The 15,532-nt window shown below is 72.3% G+C and carries 14 protein-coding genes; 10 read left to right on the top strand and 4 right to left on the bottom strand.

The features are described from left to right. Positions 1-176: 176 nt before the first annotated feature. Together ACFCXS_RS13520 and ACFCXS_RS13515 are read left to right on the top strand one after the other, a co-directional pair. Entirely contained in the window at positions 177-1,190 is a 1,014-nt protein-coding gene (locus tag ACFCXS_RS13520) for an NlpC/P60 family protein (protein WP_376643396.1), read from the top strand. 33 nt (positions 1,191-1,223) lie between these two features. Further along, positions 1,224-2,408 (top strand): hypothetical protein, encoded by a 1,185-nt coding sequence (locus ACFCXS_RS13515; RefSeq protein WP_376643395.1) that lies wholly within the window; start codon positions 1,224-1,226, stop codon positions 2,406-2,408. Positions 2,409-2,457: 49 nt separating this feature from the next. On the opposite strand, the gene ACFCXS_RS13510 is transcribed toward ACFCXS_RS13515, so the two are convergent. After that, positions 2,458-3,696, bottom strand: coding sequence for a glycosyltransferase 87 family protein (locus ACFCXS_RS13510; protein WP_376643415.1), 1,239 nt, complete (start codon positions 3,694-3,696; stop codon positions 2,458-2,460). Between the two features lie 117 nt (positions 3,697-3,813). Between ACFCXS_RS13510 and ACFCXS_RS13505 the strand changes: the two genes are divergently transcribed. Both ACFCXS_RS13505 and ACFCXS_RS13500 read left to right on the top strand, forming a co-directional pair. Then, entirely contained in the window at positions 3,814-4,956 is a 1,143-nt protein-coding gene (locus ACFCXS_RS13505) for a glycosyltransferase family 4 protein (protein ID WP_376643394.1), read from the top strand. A gap of 174 nt (positions 4,957-5,130) precedes the next feature. Then, positions 5,131-6,717: a GMC oxidoreductase gene (locus ACFCXS_RS13500; RefSeq protein WP_376643414.1), complete on the top strand. Its 1,587-nt coding sequence runs from the start codon at positions 5,131-5,133 to the stop codon at positions 6,715-6,717. Between the two features lie 13 nt (positions 6,718-6,730). On the opposite strand, the gene ACFCXS_RS13495 is transcribed toward ACFCXS_RS13500, so the two are convergent. Beyond that, on the bottom strand, positions 6,731-8,527 hold the full coding sequence (locus ACFCXS_RS13495; protein WP_376643393.1) for an AMP-dependent synthetase/ligase: 1,797 nt from the start codon (positions 8,525-8,527) through the stop codon (positions 6,731-6,733). A gap of 297 nt (positions 8,528-8,824) precedes the next feature. Here ACFCXS_RS13495 and ACFCXS_RS13490 point away from each other — a divergent pair, with 297 nt between their 5' ends. The 6 genes from ACFCXS_RS13490 (at position 8,825) to ACFCXS_RS13465 (ending at position 14,104) form a co-directional block, all read left to right on the top strand. Next, on the top strand, positions 8,825-9,622 hold the full coding sequence (locus ACFCXS_RS13490) for a metallophosphoesterase (RefSeq protein ID WP_376643392.1): 798 nt from the start codon (positions 8,825-8,827) through the stop codon (positions 9,620-9,622). 108 nt (positions 9,623-9,730) lie between these two features. Next, positions 9,731-10,168 carry an SRPBCC family protein gene (locus ACFCXS_RS13485; protein ID WP_376643391.1) on the top strand — a complete coding sequence of 146 codons (438 nt, stop codon included), beginning with the start codon at positions 9,731-9,733 and terminating at the stop codon, positions 10,166-10,168. Between the two features lie 133 nt (positions 10,169-10,301). After that, positions 10,302-11,471, top strand: coding sequence for an ArsA family ATPase (locus tag ACFCXS_RS13480; protein WP_376643390.1), 1,170 nt, complete (start codon positions 10,302-10,304; stop codon positions 11,469-11,471). A 103-nt stretch (positions 11,472-11,574) separates the two neighbouring features. Beyond that, the gene (locus ACFCXS_RS13475) at positions 11,575-12,075 is read left to right on the top strand and encodes a DUF5304 domain-containing protein (protein ID WP_376643389.1); all 501 of its coding nucleotides are present in this window, start codon (positions 11,575-11,577) and stop codon (positions 12,073-12,075) included. Positions 12,076-12,205: 130 nt separating this feature from the next. Then, positions 12,206-13,159, top strand: a complete 954-nt coding sequence (locus ACFCXS_RS13470) for an ROK family glucokinase (protein WP_104779316.1) — start codon at positions 12,206-12,208, stop codon at positions 13,157-13,159. A gap of 198 nt (positions 13,160-13,357) precedes the next feature. Next, entirely contained in the window at positions 13,358-14,104 is a 747-nt protein-coding gene (locus ACFCXS_RS13465) for an endonuclease/exonuclease/phosphatase family protein (RefSeq protein ID WP_376643388.1), read from the top strand. Here the strand turns inward: ACFCXS_RS13465 and ACFCXS_RS13460 are convergent. Continuing rightward, positions 14,101-14,736: a hypothetical protein gene (locus ACFCXS_RS13460; RefSeq protein WP_376643387.1), complete on the bottom strand. Its 636-nt coding sequence runs from the start codon at positions 14,734-14,736 to the stop codon at positions 14,101-14,103. The genes ACFCXS_RS13465 and ACFCXS_RS13460 overlap by 4 nt on opposite strands. Further along, positions 14,729-15,526, bottom strand: coding sequence for an alpha/beta hydrolase (locus ACFCXS_RS13455; RefSeq protein ID WP_376643386.1), 798 nt, complete (start codon positions 15,524-15,526; stop codon positions 14,729-14,731). Before ACFCXS_RS13455 ends, ACFCXS_RS13460 begins: the two co-directional genes overlap by 8 nt. Between the last annotated feature and the right edge of the window lie 6 nt (positions 15,527-15,532).

Raw genomic sequence — 15,532 nt, 5'->3', positions numbered from 1 at the left:
TCGGGCGAATCACGACCGACCCGAGTGAGCCCACGCCCCGCCATTGACCTGCGTCAGCGGCGGGGCGCAGTGCTTCATGCCCACTTCATACCCACGGATGGTCGTTGGCGGTCCCCTGCCACGGGGCTACTGTCTGCCGCGTTCCAAGTCCGCCAGCGGAAGGAGAGCGGCTTCCCGTGGGGTCCCATCGCCGCCTTGCACCGTCCGGGTTCGACCGGGGCGCCGGTGCCGCCGTCAGCATCCTGTCCGTCGCGGCCGCCGCCCTGAGCGCGGTACCCGCCGGCGCCGCACCGCACGACGACACCCGGGCCTCGGTGGACCGGCTCTACGAGCAGGCCGAGAAGGCGACCGAGGCGTACAACGAGGCCGACGAACGTGCCGACGCACTGCGCGAGCAGGCCGGCACCGCCCGGGACCGCGTCGCCCGGCAGCAGCAGCGCGTCAACAACCTGCGCGAATCCCTCGGTTCGCTCGCCGGCGCCCAGTACCGCTCGGGCGGCATCGACCCGTCCCTGGCCCTGCTGCTCTCCGACGACCCGGACGACTACCTGGACCACGCGTCCCGGCTCGACCGCCTCACCGCCCGTCAGGCCGGTGAGCTGAAGAAGCTCCAGGACGCCCTGCGTGAACTCGCCCAGGAGCGCGAGGAGGCCGCCGGCAAGCTCCGCGAACTGGAGAAGAGCCGCACGGCCGTCGCCGCCCACAAGAAGACCGTGGAGCGGAAACTCGCCACGGCCCGGCGACTGCTCAACTCCCTGCCGGACGCCGAGCGCGACGCCTACGGCCGCGCCTCCCGCTCCGGCCGCCCGGGCATGCCCGGCCCCGGCGGCGCCAGTGCCGCCTCGGGACGCGGGTCCGCCGCCGTCGCCGCCGCCCGCAGCGCGCTCGGCAAGCCCTACATCTGGGGCGCCAACGGGCCCTCGGGCTTCGACTGTTCGGGCCTGATGCAGTGGTCGTACGCGCAGGCCGGGGTCTCCCTGCCGCGCACCTCGCAGGGCCAGCGGTACGCCGGCCGGCAGGTCCCGCTGTCCGAGGCGCGCCCGGGAGACCTGGTCCTCTACCGGGGCGACGCCAGCCATGTCGGGATGTACATGGGCGACGGCCAGGTCATCCACGCGCCCTACCCCGGCGCGCCCGTGCGCTACGACCCGGTCGGGATGATGCCCGTCTCCTCGGTCACCAGGGTCTGACCGGAGCGGCCCGCCGCCCGTACGATCGGGGACGTGGCTGGTCGAAGGTCGGGGCGTGCGCTGATGGCGCTCGTCGTGCTGCTCGCCTTCCTGACCGGGTGCGGCGGGCGGTCAGCAGCCGACAGCGCCACGGCCGACGTCCAGCGCCTCCTGGACCGGCGGGCCGCCGCCGTCCTGGACCGCGACGAGCGGGCCTATGAACGCACGGGCGGGGGGACGGACTTCGCCGAGCTGCGTGCGGTGCCCGTGGCCGCGTGGTCGTACCGGGTGACCTCGGTGCGCCGCACCGGGGACACGGCCATCGCCGACGCCGAACTGCGCTACCGCGTCGCCGGGTACGACCGGGCGCCGGTGACCGCGGGGCGCACCCTCCGGCTGGGCCGCGACGCGGACGGGCGGTGGTCCGTCGAAACCGACCGGCCGGCGAGGAGGGCCACACAGCAGCTGTGGGACCAGGGGGTGGTGCAACTGGTCCGGGGACGGCACGCTCTCGTGCTGGGCGCCGGGCAGTCCGGGCAGGCGCTGCGGGACTTCGCGGACCTGGCCGACCGCGCCGTACCGTCCGTGTCGGACGCGTGGGGCACGGACTGGAGCCGGCGGGTCGTCGTACTCGTGCCGAAGTCGGTGGAGGGGATGGCGGGGCTGCTCGGCTCGCCCGTCTCCTCCTACCGCGGGATCGCGGCGGTCACCACCGGCGAGACGGGGGCACCGGCCCGGGCACCGGCGGACCGGATCATCGTCAACCCGGACGCGTTCGCGCTCCTCGGCGGTCTCGGCGAGCAGGTCGTCATCACCCACGAGACCACCCATGTCGCCACCCGCGCCCGCACCACGGCCGCCACGCCGCTGTGGCTGTCCGAGGGGTACGCCGACTGGGTCGGCTACCGCGCCGCCGGCCGCACTCCCGTCGAGGCCGCGCCGGAACTGTCCCGGGCCGTCCGCGAGGACCGGCTGCCCACCGCGCTCCCCGACGACGAGGACTTCGGCTTCACCGGCGACGCGAGCCGCCTGGCCCGCTCCTACGAGAGCGGCTGGACGGCGTGCCGGCTGATCGCCGACCGCTGGGGCGAGTCCCGGCTCGGCGAGTTCTACCGGGCCGTCGGAGAGCACCGGCAGCGGGCCGGGGCGGTGCAGGACGCGCTGCGCAAGGTCCTCGGGACCACGCCGGACGCCTTCACGGAGGACTGGCGGGCATATCTGCGGGACCAACTGGGCTGAGCCGGAGCTCTCGACCGGCTGACGGGCTGCTGTTCCGGCGGGTCCCGGTTCAGGGGGAGACGGGGGTCTCGTCTGTCCGGGTCGGCTGAGGCGGTACGGGGGCCGGCGGGGTGACGGTCGGTACGGTCTGCCGCCACAGGGCCCGGGCCGCGATCAGCGCGGCTGCCACCAGCAGACCGTTGCGCAGGAACAGCAAGGTGATCCCGAGGCCGTTGCTGGCCACGACGTCGGCGAAGTAGAACGGGAACTCCAGCACCGTCACGAAGCACGCGACCAGCACCAGGGCCACCGGCAGCCGCATCCGGCTGCCCGGGAAGTACAGGCACACCGCGGCGAGCCCCACCAGCCACACCATGTACTGGGGGCTGATCACCCGGCTGGTGGTGGTGAACATCAGCACCGCCACGAAGGCCGCGTCGGCGAGCGTGTGCTCCTCGAAGCGCCGTGCCAGCAGCCGCCACAGCACCAGCCAGCCGAAGGCCGCTCCCGTCAGGAACAGCGCTCCGGTGCTCACCTCGCTCACATACGGTCCGAGGAACTCGATCGAGCCGTAGTTCAGCAGCACCGCGCCCTTCCAGCCGAAGTGCCGGGCGACATGGAAGACCAGCGCGCCCAGTGACTCGACCTCGGTGCCCCGGTCGCGCTGGAACGTCAGGAAGGCGAACGCGCCGGGCATGGTCAGGGCGAACGCGCCGGTCACCGCGATGCCGGTCAGCAGGACCGACACCCAGGCGCTGCGGCTGCGGGCGGCCAGGAGCAGCATCGCCGGCCAGACCTTCAGCAGCGCGCCGAACGCGGCCAGGGCACCCATGGCCCTCGGATGCCGGGCGCCCGCGAGCAGCGCGGCCATGGCCACCGCCGTGACCATCACGTCGTAACGGGCGTACACCGTCGGCCCGAGCAGCGGTACGCCGACCACCCACACCCAGGCGCCGCGCAGCGAACGGCCCGGGCGGCGTCCCGCGTACGCCATGAGGGCCAGCACGGCCAGGTCGGTGACGCAGACCAGCACGAAGAAGGCCGTCGCGTAGTCCAGGAAGGGCAGCAGGCCGGGGGAGAGGATCGCCAGCGCGGCGGCGGGCGGGTACTGCCAGGTGACGTCGGCCAGCGGGAAGGTGCCGGTGCTCAGGACGTGGTACCAGCCCTGGTAGATCACGTGGACGTCGCTCGTGACATCCGGCCCCGGGAAGACGAACACCTTCAGCACGAACAGCAGCAGCACCAGCCTCGTGAGACCCCAGACCACCGGCAGCCATGCCAGGGACCGCCTCGTGCCCGTCGTCTCCACGTGATCCCTGCCCGTTCGCATGCGATGTTGATGGGGCCATGATGGTCCCGCAGGCTGTGAGCGTGCCATATGCGCTCGCGCACAGGGCGGTGAGGGCGGTTCGGTAGGGTCGGCGGCGTGCGCAAGACCCTGATCGTGACGAACGACTTTCCGCCCAGGCCCGGGGGCATCCAGGCGTTTCTGCACAACATGGCGCTGCGGCTGGACCCGCAGCGGCTGGTCGTCTACGCCTCGACCTGGAAGCGGACCCGGGAGGGCGTCGAGGCGACCCGCGCCTTCGACGCCGAGCAGCCCTTCACCGTCGTACGGGACCGTACGACCATGTTGCTGCCGACGCCCGGCGCCACCCGGCGGGCCGTCGGCCTGCTGCGGGAGCACGGGTGCGCCTCGGTGTGGTTCGGGGCGGCGGCCCCGCTCGGCCTGATGGCCCCGGCGCTGCGCGCCGCGGGCGCCGAGCGGCTGGTCGCCACCACGCACGGCCACGAGGCCGGCTGGGCGCAGCTGCCGGCCGCCCGGCAGCTGCTGCGCCGGATCGGCGACGCCACGGACACGATCACCTACCTCGGCGAGTACACCCGCTCGCGCATCGCCTCCGCGCTGACCCCCGAGGCGGCCGCCCGGATGGCGCAGCTGCCGCCCGGGGTCGACGAGAAGACCTTCCACCCCGGCTCGGGCGGCGACGAGGTCCGGGCCCGGCTGGGCCTGACGGACCGCCCGGTGGTGGTGTGCGTCTCCCGGCTGGTGCGGCGCAAGGGCCAGGACACCCTGATCCGGGCCATGCCCCGCATCCTCGCGGCCGAGCCGGACACCGTCCTGCTGATCGTCGGCGGCGGCCCGTACGAGAACGATCTGCGGCGGCTCGCGCGCGAGACGGGGGTCTCCTCCTCCGTGTGCTTCACCGGTGCCGTGCCCTGGTCGGAGCTGCCCGCCCACTACGGCGCCGGCGACGTCTTCGCGATGCCGTGCCGCACCCGCCGCGGCGGTCTCGACGTCGAGGGCCTCGGCATCGTCTACCTGGAGGCCTCGGCGACGGGCCTCCCGGTCGTCGCCGGTGACTCGGGCGGCGCCCCGGACGCGGTCCTCGACGGCGAGACGGGCTGGGTGGTGAGGGGCGGCTCCCCCGAGGAGGCCGCCGACCGCATCTCCGTCCTCCTCGGCGACGCCGAGCTGCGCCGCAGGATGGGCGAGCGGGGCAGGCAGTGGGTCGAGGAGAAGTGGCGCTGGGACCTGCTGGCGGAGTACCTCAAGGACTTGCTGTAGTGCAGTTTGCCTTCTTGGGGGCGCGGGGAACGGCGCGAACAACCACGGACCACCTGCACCCGCCGTCAAGGATCTAGACGCACCCCACTAGGCGGAACCGCAAATTCCGCCGATGCTGCGCGCATGACAGTAAAACTGATGCAGCGTCAGCTGACAAGACGTCAGATCCTGGGCATGGCGGCCCTCCAGACCGCAGCCACCCTCGGCTTCACCCGCATCGGCCTCCAAAGCGCCCGAGCCGCCCAGCCCGACACCGTCGACACCGCCCCGGCGATCGTCGTCGGCTCCGGCTACGGCGGAGCAGTCGCCGCCCTCCGCCTCGCCCAGGCCGGCATCCGCACGATCGTCCTGGAGATGGGCCGCCTCTGGAACACCACGGGCCCCGACGGCAAGGTCTTCTGCACCACCAGCGCCCCCGACCACCGCTCCATGTGGTTCCGCACCCGCACCGAAGCCCCCCTCGGCAGCTTCCTCTGGCTGGACGTCGTCAACCGGGACATCGGCAGCTACCCGGGTGTCCTGGACCGCGTGCACTTCGACCAGATGTCCGTGTACGTCGGCCGGGGCGTCGGCGGCGGCTCCCTGGTCAACGGGAGCATGGCGGTCACCCCGCCCCGGCCGTACTTCGCCGAGCAGTTCCCCACCGTCGACGCCGACGAGATGTACGGCACGTACTTCCCGCGCGCCCGCGCCGCCCTCGGTGTGAACACCGTCGACCCGGCCTGGTTCGAGTCGACGGAGTGGTACCGCTTCGCCCGCGTCTCCCGCAAACACGCCGAGAAGACCGGCCTGCGGACCACCTTCGTGCCGAGCGTCTACGACTTCGGCCACATGGAGCGCGAGGCGGCCGGCACCGCCCCGAAGTCGGCCCTCGGCGGCGAGGTCGTCTACGGCAACAACCACGGCAAGCGCAGCCTCGACAAGACCTACCTCGCCGCCGCGCTCGGCACCGGCAACGTCACCCTCCACACGCTGGAGAAGGTGCGCGCCATCAGCCGCGCGCCGGACGGGACCTGGGTCCTGACCGCCGACCGCATCGACGAGACCGGCAAGGCCGTCGAGACCAGGGAGTACGGCTGCAGGTACCTCTTCCTCGGCGGCGGCAGCCTCGGCACCACCGAACTGCTGCTGCGCGCCCGGGAGACGGGCACGCTGCCCGCCCTCGACGCCAGTGTCGGCGCCGGCTGGGGCACCAACGGCAACGTGATGCTGGGCCGGGCCAACCACCTGTGGGACACCGTCGGGGCGAACCAGTCGACCATGCCGGTCATGGGCATCGACGACTGGGCGAACACCGAGAACCCGGTGTTCGCCGAGATCGCCCCGCTGCCGACGGGCCTGGAGCACTGGGTGAGCCTCTACCTGGCGATCACCAGGAACCCGGAGCGGGCGTCCTTCTCCTACGACGCCGGTTCGGACCGGCTGCGGCTCGGCTGGACGGCCGCCCACAGCGCGGTCTCCGTCGCCATGGCCAAGAAGCTCTTCGACCGCATCAACGCGGCCAACGCGACGATCTACCGGTACGACCTGTTCGGCTCGAAGAGCAAGGTCTTCGCCGACGACTTCACCTACCACCCGCTCGGCGGCTGCGTGCTGGGCAGGGCGACCGACGACTACGGGCGGGTCAGGGGATATCCCCGGCTCTACGTCACCGACGGCTCGCTCGTGCCCGGGTCGCTCGGGGTCAACCCGTTCGTGACCATCACCGCGCTCGCCGAACGCACGATGGCGCGGGTCCTCGCCGAGGACACCGCGCCATAGGGGGACCGGGAGGTCACTTCGCGTAGATCGCCTCGATCTCGTGTGCGTAGTCCTTCGCCACCACGTTGCGCTTCAGCTTCAGCGACGGCGTCAGGTGGCCCGACTCCTCCGTGAACTGGGAGTTCAGAATGCGGAACTTCCGCACCGATTCCGCCTTCGACACCGCGGCGTTGCCGTCGTCGATCGCCGCCTGGATCGCGGCCAGCAGGTCCGGGTCCTCGCTCAGCGACGCCGCGGTGGCACCCGCCGGCTTGCCGTGGTCGGAGCACCAACGGCCCAGGAACTCCTCGTCGATGGTGATCAGCGCGCCCACGAACGGCCGCCCGTCGCCCACCACCATGCACTCCGCGACCAGGGCGTGCGCCCGGATGCGGTCCTCGATCACGGCCGGGGCGACGTTCTTGCCGCCCGCTGTGACGATGATCTCCTTCTTGCGGCCGGTGATCCTGAGGTAGCCGTCCTCGTCGAGGGTGCCGATGTCACCGGTGTGGAACCAGCCGTCGGCCAGCGCCTCGGCGGTCGCGCCGGGGTTGTTCCAGTACTCCTTGAACAGGTGCTCGCCGTGCAGCAGCACCTCGCCGTCGTCGGCGATGCGTACCACCGAGCCGGGCAGCGGCTGGCCGACCGTGCCGATCTTCTGCCGGTCCCAGGGGTTGAACGCGGTGGCCGCACAGGACTCCGTCAGGCCGTAGCCCTCCAGCACCGTGAAGCCGATGCCGCGGAAGAAGTGGCCGAGACGCTCGCCGAGCGGGGCGCCGCCGGAGATGGCGTACTCGCCCCGGCCGCCGAGGACCGCGCGGAGTTTGCTGTAGACGAGCTTGTCGAACGTCTTGTACTTGATCTTCAGGCCGAGCGACGGGCCCGAGGGGGTGTCCAGCGCCTTGCTGTAGGCGATCGCGGTGTCGGCGGCCTTGTCGAAGATCTTGCCCTTGCCGTCGGCCTGGGCCTTGGCGCGCGCCGAGTTGTAGACCTTCTCGAAGACGCGCGGCACCCCGAGGATCAGCGTCGGACGGAACGCGGCCAGCTCGTCGGTGAGGTCCTTGATGTCCGGGACCGTGCCCAGCTTGATCGGCGCCATCATGGGCGCGATCTGCACCAGCCGGCCGAAGACGTGCGCGAGCGGCAGGAAGAGCAGCACCGAGCACTCGCCCGTGCGGAACAGCGGACGCAGCCGCTCGACGATGTTGCCGCACTCGGCGAAGAAGCTGCGGTGGGTGAGCACACAGCCCTTGGGACGGCCGGTGGTGCCGGAGGTGTAGACGATGGTCGCCGGGTCGTCGGCCTTGGCGAACGAGCCGCGCTCCTCGACCGTCTCGTCGGTGACGTCCTGGCCGAGCCGGCCCAGCTCGTCGATGCCGCCGCCGTCGATCTGCCACACGTGCTTGAGCGCCGGCAGCGAGTCGCGCACCGACTCGATCGCGGCAGCATGGGCGTCCGACTCCACGACACAGGCGGTCGCGCCCGAGTCGCCGAGGATCCACTGCACCTGCTCCGCCGAACTGGTCTCGTACACCGGCACGGTCACCGCGCCCGCGCTCCAGATCGCGAAGTCCAGCAGCGTCCACTCGTAACGGGTGCGGGACATCAGACCCACCCGGTCGCCCGGCTGCACCCCGGCGGCGATCAGCCCCTTCGCCGCCGTGTGCACCTCGGCCAGGAACGTGGTGGCCGTGACGTCCTGCCAGCTGCCGCCGACCTTGCGGGCGATGACGGCGACGTCCGGGTGCTGCGCGGCGTTTCTGCGGACGATGTCGGTCAGATTTCCGTCCGCAGGGACCTCGTACAAAGCCGGAAGGCTGAACTCGCGCAAGACTGCTGCTCCTCATAGGGCGCCGGCGCCACGACGGTGTGTGCTGCGACGGTGCGGTCCAAGGCTCGGGGAAGTGCTCGCGCATTCACTTGTTGAAATGCAGAGCACGACTGGACTGGCCGGACGTTACCCGTCGGTATGGCTTCTACGACAGGGGGTCCCGTCGAGATGTTCGCTGCGTCACACAGTTGGGTATTCCTTTGCGCACAGTAGTCCACCTGCTAACTGACTGGCCAGTAACCGCAGGTAGGACCGCCACTGTTCACAACCGCGGCGCGCGACCTACGCTTGATCGTCATGGCACCCACACCAGCCGAGAACCACCGGACCCGCGTCCACGTGGTGAGCGACGTGCACGGCAACGCCCGCGACCTGGCCCGCGCGGGCGAGGGCGCCGACGCCCTGATCTGCCTGGGCGACCTCGTCCTCTTCCTCGACTACGCCGACCACTCGCGCGGCATCTTCCCCGACCTGTTCGGCGTCGAGAACGCCGACCGCATCGTCGCGCTGCGCACCGCCCGCCGCTTCGAGGAGGCCCGGGTGTTCGGGGCCGGGCTGTGGGCCGGTCTCCCCGGGGACCGCGCCACGGTGATCGAGAAGGCGGTGCGCAAGCAGTACGCCGAGCTGTTCGCCGCCTTCCCCACTCCTACGTACGCCACCTACGGCAACGTCGACATGCCGCCCCTGTGGCGGGAGTACGCGGGTCCCGGCACGACCGTCCTCGACGGTGAGCGCGTCGAGATCGGCGGCCGGGTCTTCGGCTTCGTCGGCGGCGGCCTGCGCACACCGATGCGGACGCCGTACGAGATCAGCGACGAGGAGTACGCGGCGAAGATCGAGGCCGTGGGCGAGGTCGACGTGCTCTGCACCCACATCCCGCCCGAGGTCCCCGAGCTGGTCTACGACACCGTCGCCCGCCGCTTCGAACGCGGCAGCCGGGCCCTGCTGGACGCCATCCGCCGCACCCGGCCCCGCTACTCCCTCTTCGGGCACGTCCACCAGCCGCTGGTGAACAGGATGCGGATCGGGGCGACCGAGTGCGTGAACGTGGGGCACTTCGCGGGCAGCGGGACGCCCTGGGCACTGGAGTGGTGAGGACGCCCCAGGTCGGGTGAGATCCGTGGGTCCCGTGCGCGGTAGCCTTCACGCTGCACGCACGTGCGCACGACCTCACACCGGCCCGCATCTGGAGGAGCCACGGCGATGGCGGAACACACCAGCTCGAGCATCACCATCGAGGCGGCCCCGGCCGACGTCATGGCGGTCATCTCCGATTTCGCCCGCTACCCGGACTGGACCGGCGAGGTGAAGGAGGCCGAGGTCCTCAAGACCGACGCCCAGGGCCGCGCCGAGCAGGTCCGCCTCGTCATGGACGCGGGCGCGATCAAGGACGACCAGGTCCTCGGATACACCTGGACCGGCGAGAACGAGGTGTCCTGGACGCTGGTGAAGTCCCAGATGCTGCGTTCCCTGGACGGCTCGTACATCCTCAAGCCGTCCGGCGCGGGCGGCACGGAGGTCACGTACCTGCTGACCGTGGACGTCAAGATCCCCATGCTCGGCATGATCAAGCGCAAGGCGGAGAAGGTCATCATCGACCGGGCGCTGGCGGGGCTGAAGAAGCGGGTCGAGTCGGCCTGACCGCCGCCGCGGGGGTTCCCGCGGAGTGCCGGGTGCAGGTGCGTTGCGGCTGGTCGCGCCCACGCGGCGGAGCCGCATGTTCAACACGGCCACGCGCCCCCGGGCCGGCGAGCCCCGGGTACCGTTCGATCTCATGCGCACCATCCTGATCACCGGCCCCGGCGGCAGCGGTCGTACCACCCTCGCGGCCGCGACCGCCCTGGCCGCCGCAGCCGAGGGCACCCGCACCCTCCTCCTCGGCACCGACCGCACCGACACCCTCGGTGCCGCACTGGGCGTGGTCACGGGGCCGAAGCCGGTCGAGGTCGCACCCCGCCTCACCGCCTGGCGCCCCGACCCCGCCCAGGACTTCCGCGAGGACCTCACCGCCCTCCAGGACCGTGCCTCCTCCGCCCTCGACCTCCTCGGCGCCTCCCGCCTCGACCCCGAGGAGCTCACCCCCCTGCCCGGTGCCGGGGAACTCGCCCTGCTGCGCGCCCTGCGCGACGCCGCGCTCTCGGAGAAGTACGACACCCTCGTCGTCGACCTCCCCCCGGCCCCCGAGGCCCTCGCCCTGCTCGCCCTGCCCGAGGAACTCCGCCGCTACCTGCGCCGTCTACTCCCGCCCGAACGGCAGGCCGCCCGCGCCCTGCGCCCCGTCCTGGGCCGCCTCGCGGGCGTCCCCATGCCGGCCGAACGGCTCTACGAGACGGCGGCACGCTGGGACCTGGAACTGGCCGCCGTCGAAGCGGTCGTCGCCGACCGCGGCACCGTCGTGCGCCTGGTCGCCGAGCCCGGCCCGGCCGGCGACGACATGCTGCGCACCACCCGGCTCGGTCTCGCCCTGCGCGGTCTGCGCACCGACGTCGTGGTAGCCAACCGGGTCCTGCCCGAGGCCTCCCCGGACACCTGGCTCGCCGGTCCGGTCGCCCAGCAGCGCAAGACGCTGGAGCAGTGGCGCGAGACCTACGACGTCCGCACCGTCGCCCACCTCGGACGCGACCCGCGCGGCGCCGACGACCTCGCCTCCCTGGCCGTGCCCGGCACCGGGCAGGCGGCCCCCGCGGTGGACTGGCCCGTGACCGACCGGCTCGGCGAGGACGGCGTGCTCGTCTGGCGGATCCCGCTGCCCGGCGCCATACGCGACGAACTCGACCTCGTCCGGCGCGGTGACGAACTCGTCGTCACGGCGGGGACGTTCCGCCGGATCGTCCCGCTGCCCTCCGTACTGCGCCGCTGCACCGTCGACGGGGCCGCCCTGCGCGAGGACGAGCTGCGGATCCGCTTCGCGCCCGACCCGAAGCTGTGGCCGCAGGGCCGGTGAGACAGCGGGCCGAACCGGGGAGAACAGTGGCCGGCACGGCCCGTGAACCCGGTACGCCCGTTCGGGTAACGTCGTAGGGACGAAACGTAGTCAGGAGTCCGTGATGAGCGAAGATCTCCCTCCGTCCGGCGCCGCCCGGGACGAGGCCGCGGACGACGTGCGGGCGACCGACGCCGACGCCTGGGCGACCGCGTGCGCCGAGGACCTCCAGGCGGAGAAGGCCCGCCGCCGCGCCGAGTACGGCACGCCCCCCGGCTCCGCGGCCGAGGAACTGAAGAAACTCGTCGACGCCGTCGCCGAGAAGCTGTCCGGCGCCCGGTCCCCGCTGCTCGGCGCGGTCGCGGGACCCGCCGCCCAGCAGGTCGTACGACAGGTCGTGCAGCAGGCCAAGGACGCCGTGGAACCCGTCATCGAGCGCAACCCGGACGTCTTCGACCACCTGGCCGCGGCCGGGAACGAACTGCTCGCCGCCTACCGCTCCGCCGTCCAGGCCCAGGAACGCCGCTGGACCGGCCGCGACGACCAGCACGACCCCCGCGACGGGGGCTCACGCCGGGACGGCGGCGACGACGCCGGCCCCGGGGAGCGCATCGACCTGGACTGAGTCCCCGCCCGGCCGAGAGGCGGCCCCGCAGCGGCATCCCGGGGCGCCCGGCGTGCGGACGACAGCGAACCCGGCGGCATGCCTCGGGTACCGTTGGCCGTAGCGGGGCTCGACCGAAACTGAGGGATTCATGGGACTCACCATCGGCGTCGACATCGGCGGCACGAAGATCGCGGCCGGCGTGGTCGATGAGGACGGCAACATCCTCTCGACCCACAAGGTGCCGACCCCGGGCACGGCTGAGGGCATCGTGGACGCCATCGCTTCGGCGGTGGACGGCGCACGCGTCGGTCACGACATCGTCGGCGTGGGCATCGGTGCCGCCGGCTACGTGAACCGGCAGCGCTCCGAGGTCTACTTCGCGCCCAACATCCACTGGCGCAACGAACCGCTCAAGAACAAGGTCGAGGCCCGCGTGGGCCTCCCGGTGGTCGTGGAGAACGACGCGAACGCCGCGGCGTGGGGCGAGTACAAGTTCGGGGCCGGCAAGGGCCACCGCAACGTCATCTGCATCACGCTGGGCACCGGCCTCGGCGGCGGCATCATCATCGGCAACAAGCTGCGCCGCGGGCACTTCGGTGTGGCCGCCGAGTTCGGCCACATCCGCATGGTGCCGGACGGCCTGCTGTGCGGCTGCGGCTCGCAGGGCTGCTGGGAGCAGTACGCCTCCGGCCGCGCCCTCGTCCGGTACGCCAAGCAGCGCGCCAACGCCACCCCCGAGAACGCCGAGACCCTGCTCGGCCTCGGCAACGGCACGCCCGAGGGCATCGAGGGCAAGCACATCTCCATGGCCGCCCGCCAGGGCGACCGGGTGGCCGTCGACTCCTACCGCGAACTGGCCCGCTGGGTCGGCGCGGGCCTCGCCGACCTGGCCTCGCTCTTCGACCCCTCCGCGTTCATCGTCGGCGGCGGCCTCTCCGACGAGGGCGAACTGGTCCTGGGCCCGATCCGCAAGTCCTACAAGCGCTGGCTGGTCGGCGGCAACTGGCGCCCCGTCGCGGAGGTCAGAGCGGCGGAACTGGGCAACAAGGCGGGCCTGGTCGGCGCGGCGGACCTGGCAAGGGAACCCGACCCGATCATGTAGACGACCTGTTCATGCAGACGCCCTCAGGGGACGCACCTCAGGGGCGCGGGGCCGTATCATTCTGCGGCTCCGCCGCGTGGGCGCGACAAGCCACACGCGACTGGCGCCAGGGGCGCGGGGAACTGCGCGACAAGCCACGATCGACCGGCACTCGCGCACATACCCCGCGCCCCGCCCCGTCGGGCGTAAATTGATCACATGTCGCTGCTCCCCAACTCGCGTACAGAACCCGACGGTTCCGCAGTCATCAGGGTCCTCAGCTACAACATCCGCTCCATGCGCGACGACACAGACGCCCTGGCCCGCGTCATCAAGGCCTGCGCACCCGACCTCGTCCTCGTCCAGGAAGCCCCCCGTTTCTTCCGCTGGCGCAAGAAACTCGCCCGTCTGGCCCTCGCCTCCGACCTGGTGATCGTCACCGGCGGCGCCACCACCACAGGACCGGCCATCCTCAGCTCGCTCCGGGCGGGCATCGAACGCACCGAGGACATCCTCCTGCCCCCCACCCCGGGCCTGCACCGCCGCGGCTTCGCCACCGCGGTCGTCCGCTTCGCCGGTGCCCGCCTCGGCGTCCTCAGCTGCCACCTGTCCCTGCAGAAGGACGAGCGCCACGAGCAGTCCGGCATGCTGCTGGACCGGCTCGCCGGCATGGACGTGCGGCACGCGATCGCCGGCGGCGACCTCAACGAACGCCCCGAGGGCCCGGCCTTCCGCCGACTGGCCGACTGCCTGACCGACTGCCGGGCCGCGGCCCCCTGGGGCGGCGAGCACACCTGGACCCCCACCGACCCCTACCAGCGCATCGACGCGATCTTCGCGACGAAGGGCATCGAGGTGCTGGGCTGCGGCGTGCCGGCCGGGCAGCCGGGGGTGTCCGAAGCAGACCTGAGGGCGGCCACGGACCACCTCCCGGTCCTGGCCGCCCTCAGAGTCCCGGCTTCCTAGACGACCGCGCCCCGTCCGGGGTCGTCGTCCTCCTCGTCGTCCGTGCGCATCCGCATCACCAGCGTGGCGAACCCGCCGAGGAACCCGCCGATCCCCAGCGTGGCCAGCCACCAGGTCATGTCCCAGCCGAGCAGCACGGCAAGCAGAAGCAGCACCGGCCCGCCGAGCACACCGAGCCAGGCGAACTTCGAGGTCGGGTCGGCGGTGGGCAGCGGGGGCGGCTCCGGGGGCACGAAGTGGCCTTCGTCGTCCTCGTCGAAGTCGTCCTCGGCGGGCTCGGGCGTGGTGTAGTCACGCGGGCCGACGCCGGGCGCGAAGGAGACCGAGCCGCCCAGTGGCTTCACGGGCTCCTCCCCGGCACCCGGCCCCTCGGTCTCCTCGGACTCGGCCCGCTTCACGGCGTCCCCGGACTTCACGGCCGTGTCGCCCCGGTCGCCGGCCGGCAGGGTGTCGTTGGTCCCGGTCGGCGGCAGGGCCAGGTCCTCGATGGACTTGAACGGCTTGGCGCCCGGCGGGTCCGGCGGCTCCTCGCCGTACCCGGCGACGATCGCCGCCCAGGCGGCCTCCTCGTCGAAGGGCACGCCCTTGTCGTCCGGCTCCCGGCCCTCGCGGTCGGAGTCGTGCTCAGCCACCTGCGGTCGTCCCTTCCTTGCCGAGCCCGGGCTCCTCGCCGAGGCCGGACGCGATGCGGCCGATGAACGCGAGGCTCTCCTCGTGGATCCGGTCCGCGTCATGGTCCAACGTGGCGACGTGGTAACTCTGTTCCAGGATGACCTCTTTCACGTCCGTCGACGAGATGCGGCTGAGGATCCGGGCGGAGTCGACGGGCGGCACCACGTGGTCCTGCGGGCTTCGCATCAGCAGCACGGGCTGGGTGACCTGCGGCAGCTCGCGATCGGTGGCCTGGAAGAACTGCCGCAGCGAGTGCGCCGCGTGCAGCGGCACCCGGTCGTAGCCGAGCTCCCTGCCGTCCGGCTTGGCGATGTCGCTGGCGATGCCCTTCGTCGCGGGGACGAGGTGGCGCACCACGGGGAGGGCGTGCGCGGCCAGGCCGTGCACCTTGTTCGCGGGGTTGACGACCATGACACCGCGGACGGCGTCGCCGTGCTTCGCGGCCAGCCGCAGGGCCAGAGCGCCGCCCATCGACAGACCGGCCACGAAAACCGTCTCACGGCGCTCGCACAGCAGGCGCAGCTCGCGGTCCACCTCCGCGTACCAGTCCTGCCAGCCGGTGATCCGCAGGTCCTCCCAGCGCGTGCCGTGCCCGGGCAGCAGCGGCAGGGAGACGGTCATGCCGTGCTCGGCGAGGTGCTCCGCCCAGGGGCGCAGCGACTGCGGTGATCCGGTGAAGCCGTGGCAGAGGAGGACGGCGACCTCTCCGCCCTCGTGGTGAAACGGCTCGGCTCCGGCAAGGACCGGCACCTTCGG

The organism is Streptomyces sp. NPDC056373 (genome assembly GCF_042262425.1).
In the GTDB taxonomy this organism is placed as follows: domain Bacteria; phylum Actinomycetota; class Actinomycetes; order Streptomycetales; family Streptomycetaceae; genus Streptomyces.
This window is presented reverse-complemented; position numbering and strand designations above follow the sequence as displayed.

Excerpts from the sequence above, each read along its gene's own strand:
- ACFCXS_RS13500 (WP_376643414.1), top strand. The coding sequence starts at position 5,131 with ATGGCGGCCCTCCAGACCGCAGCCACCCTCGGCTTCACCCGCATCGGC.
- ACFCXS_RS13490 (WP_376643392.1), top strand. The coding sequence starts at position 8,825 with ATGGCACCCACACCAGCCGAGAACCACCGGACCCGCGTCCACGTGGTG.
- ACFCXS_RS13485 (WP_376643391.1), top strand. The coding sequence starts at position 9,731 with ATGGCGGAACACACCAGCTCGAGCATCACCATCGAGGCGGCCCCGGCC.
- ACFCXS_RS13480 (WP_376643390.1), top strand. The coding sequence starts at position 10,302 with ATGCGCACCATCCTGATCACCGGCCCCGGCGGCAGCGGTCGTACCACC.
- ACFCXS_RS13475 (WP_376643389.1), top strand. The coding sequence starts at position 11,575 with ATGAGCGAAGATCTCCCTCCGTCCGGCGCCGCCCGGGACGAGGCCGCG.
- ACFCXS_RS13470 (WP_104779316.1), top strand. The coding sequence starts at position 12,206 with ATGGGACTCACCATCGGCGTCGACATCGGCGGCACGAAGATCGCGGCC.
- ACFCXS_RS13465 (WP_376643388.1), top strand. The coding sequence starts at position 13,358 with ATGTCGCTGCTCCCCAACTCGCGTACAGAACCCGACGGTTCCGCAGTC.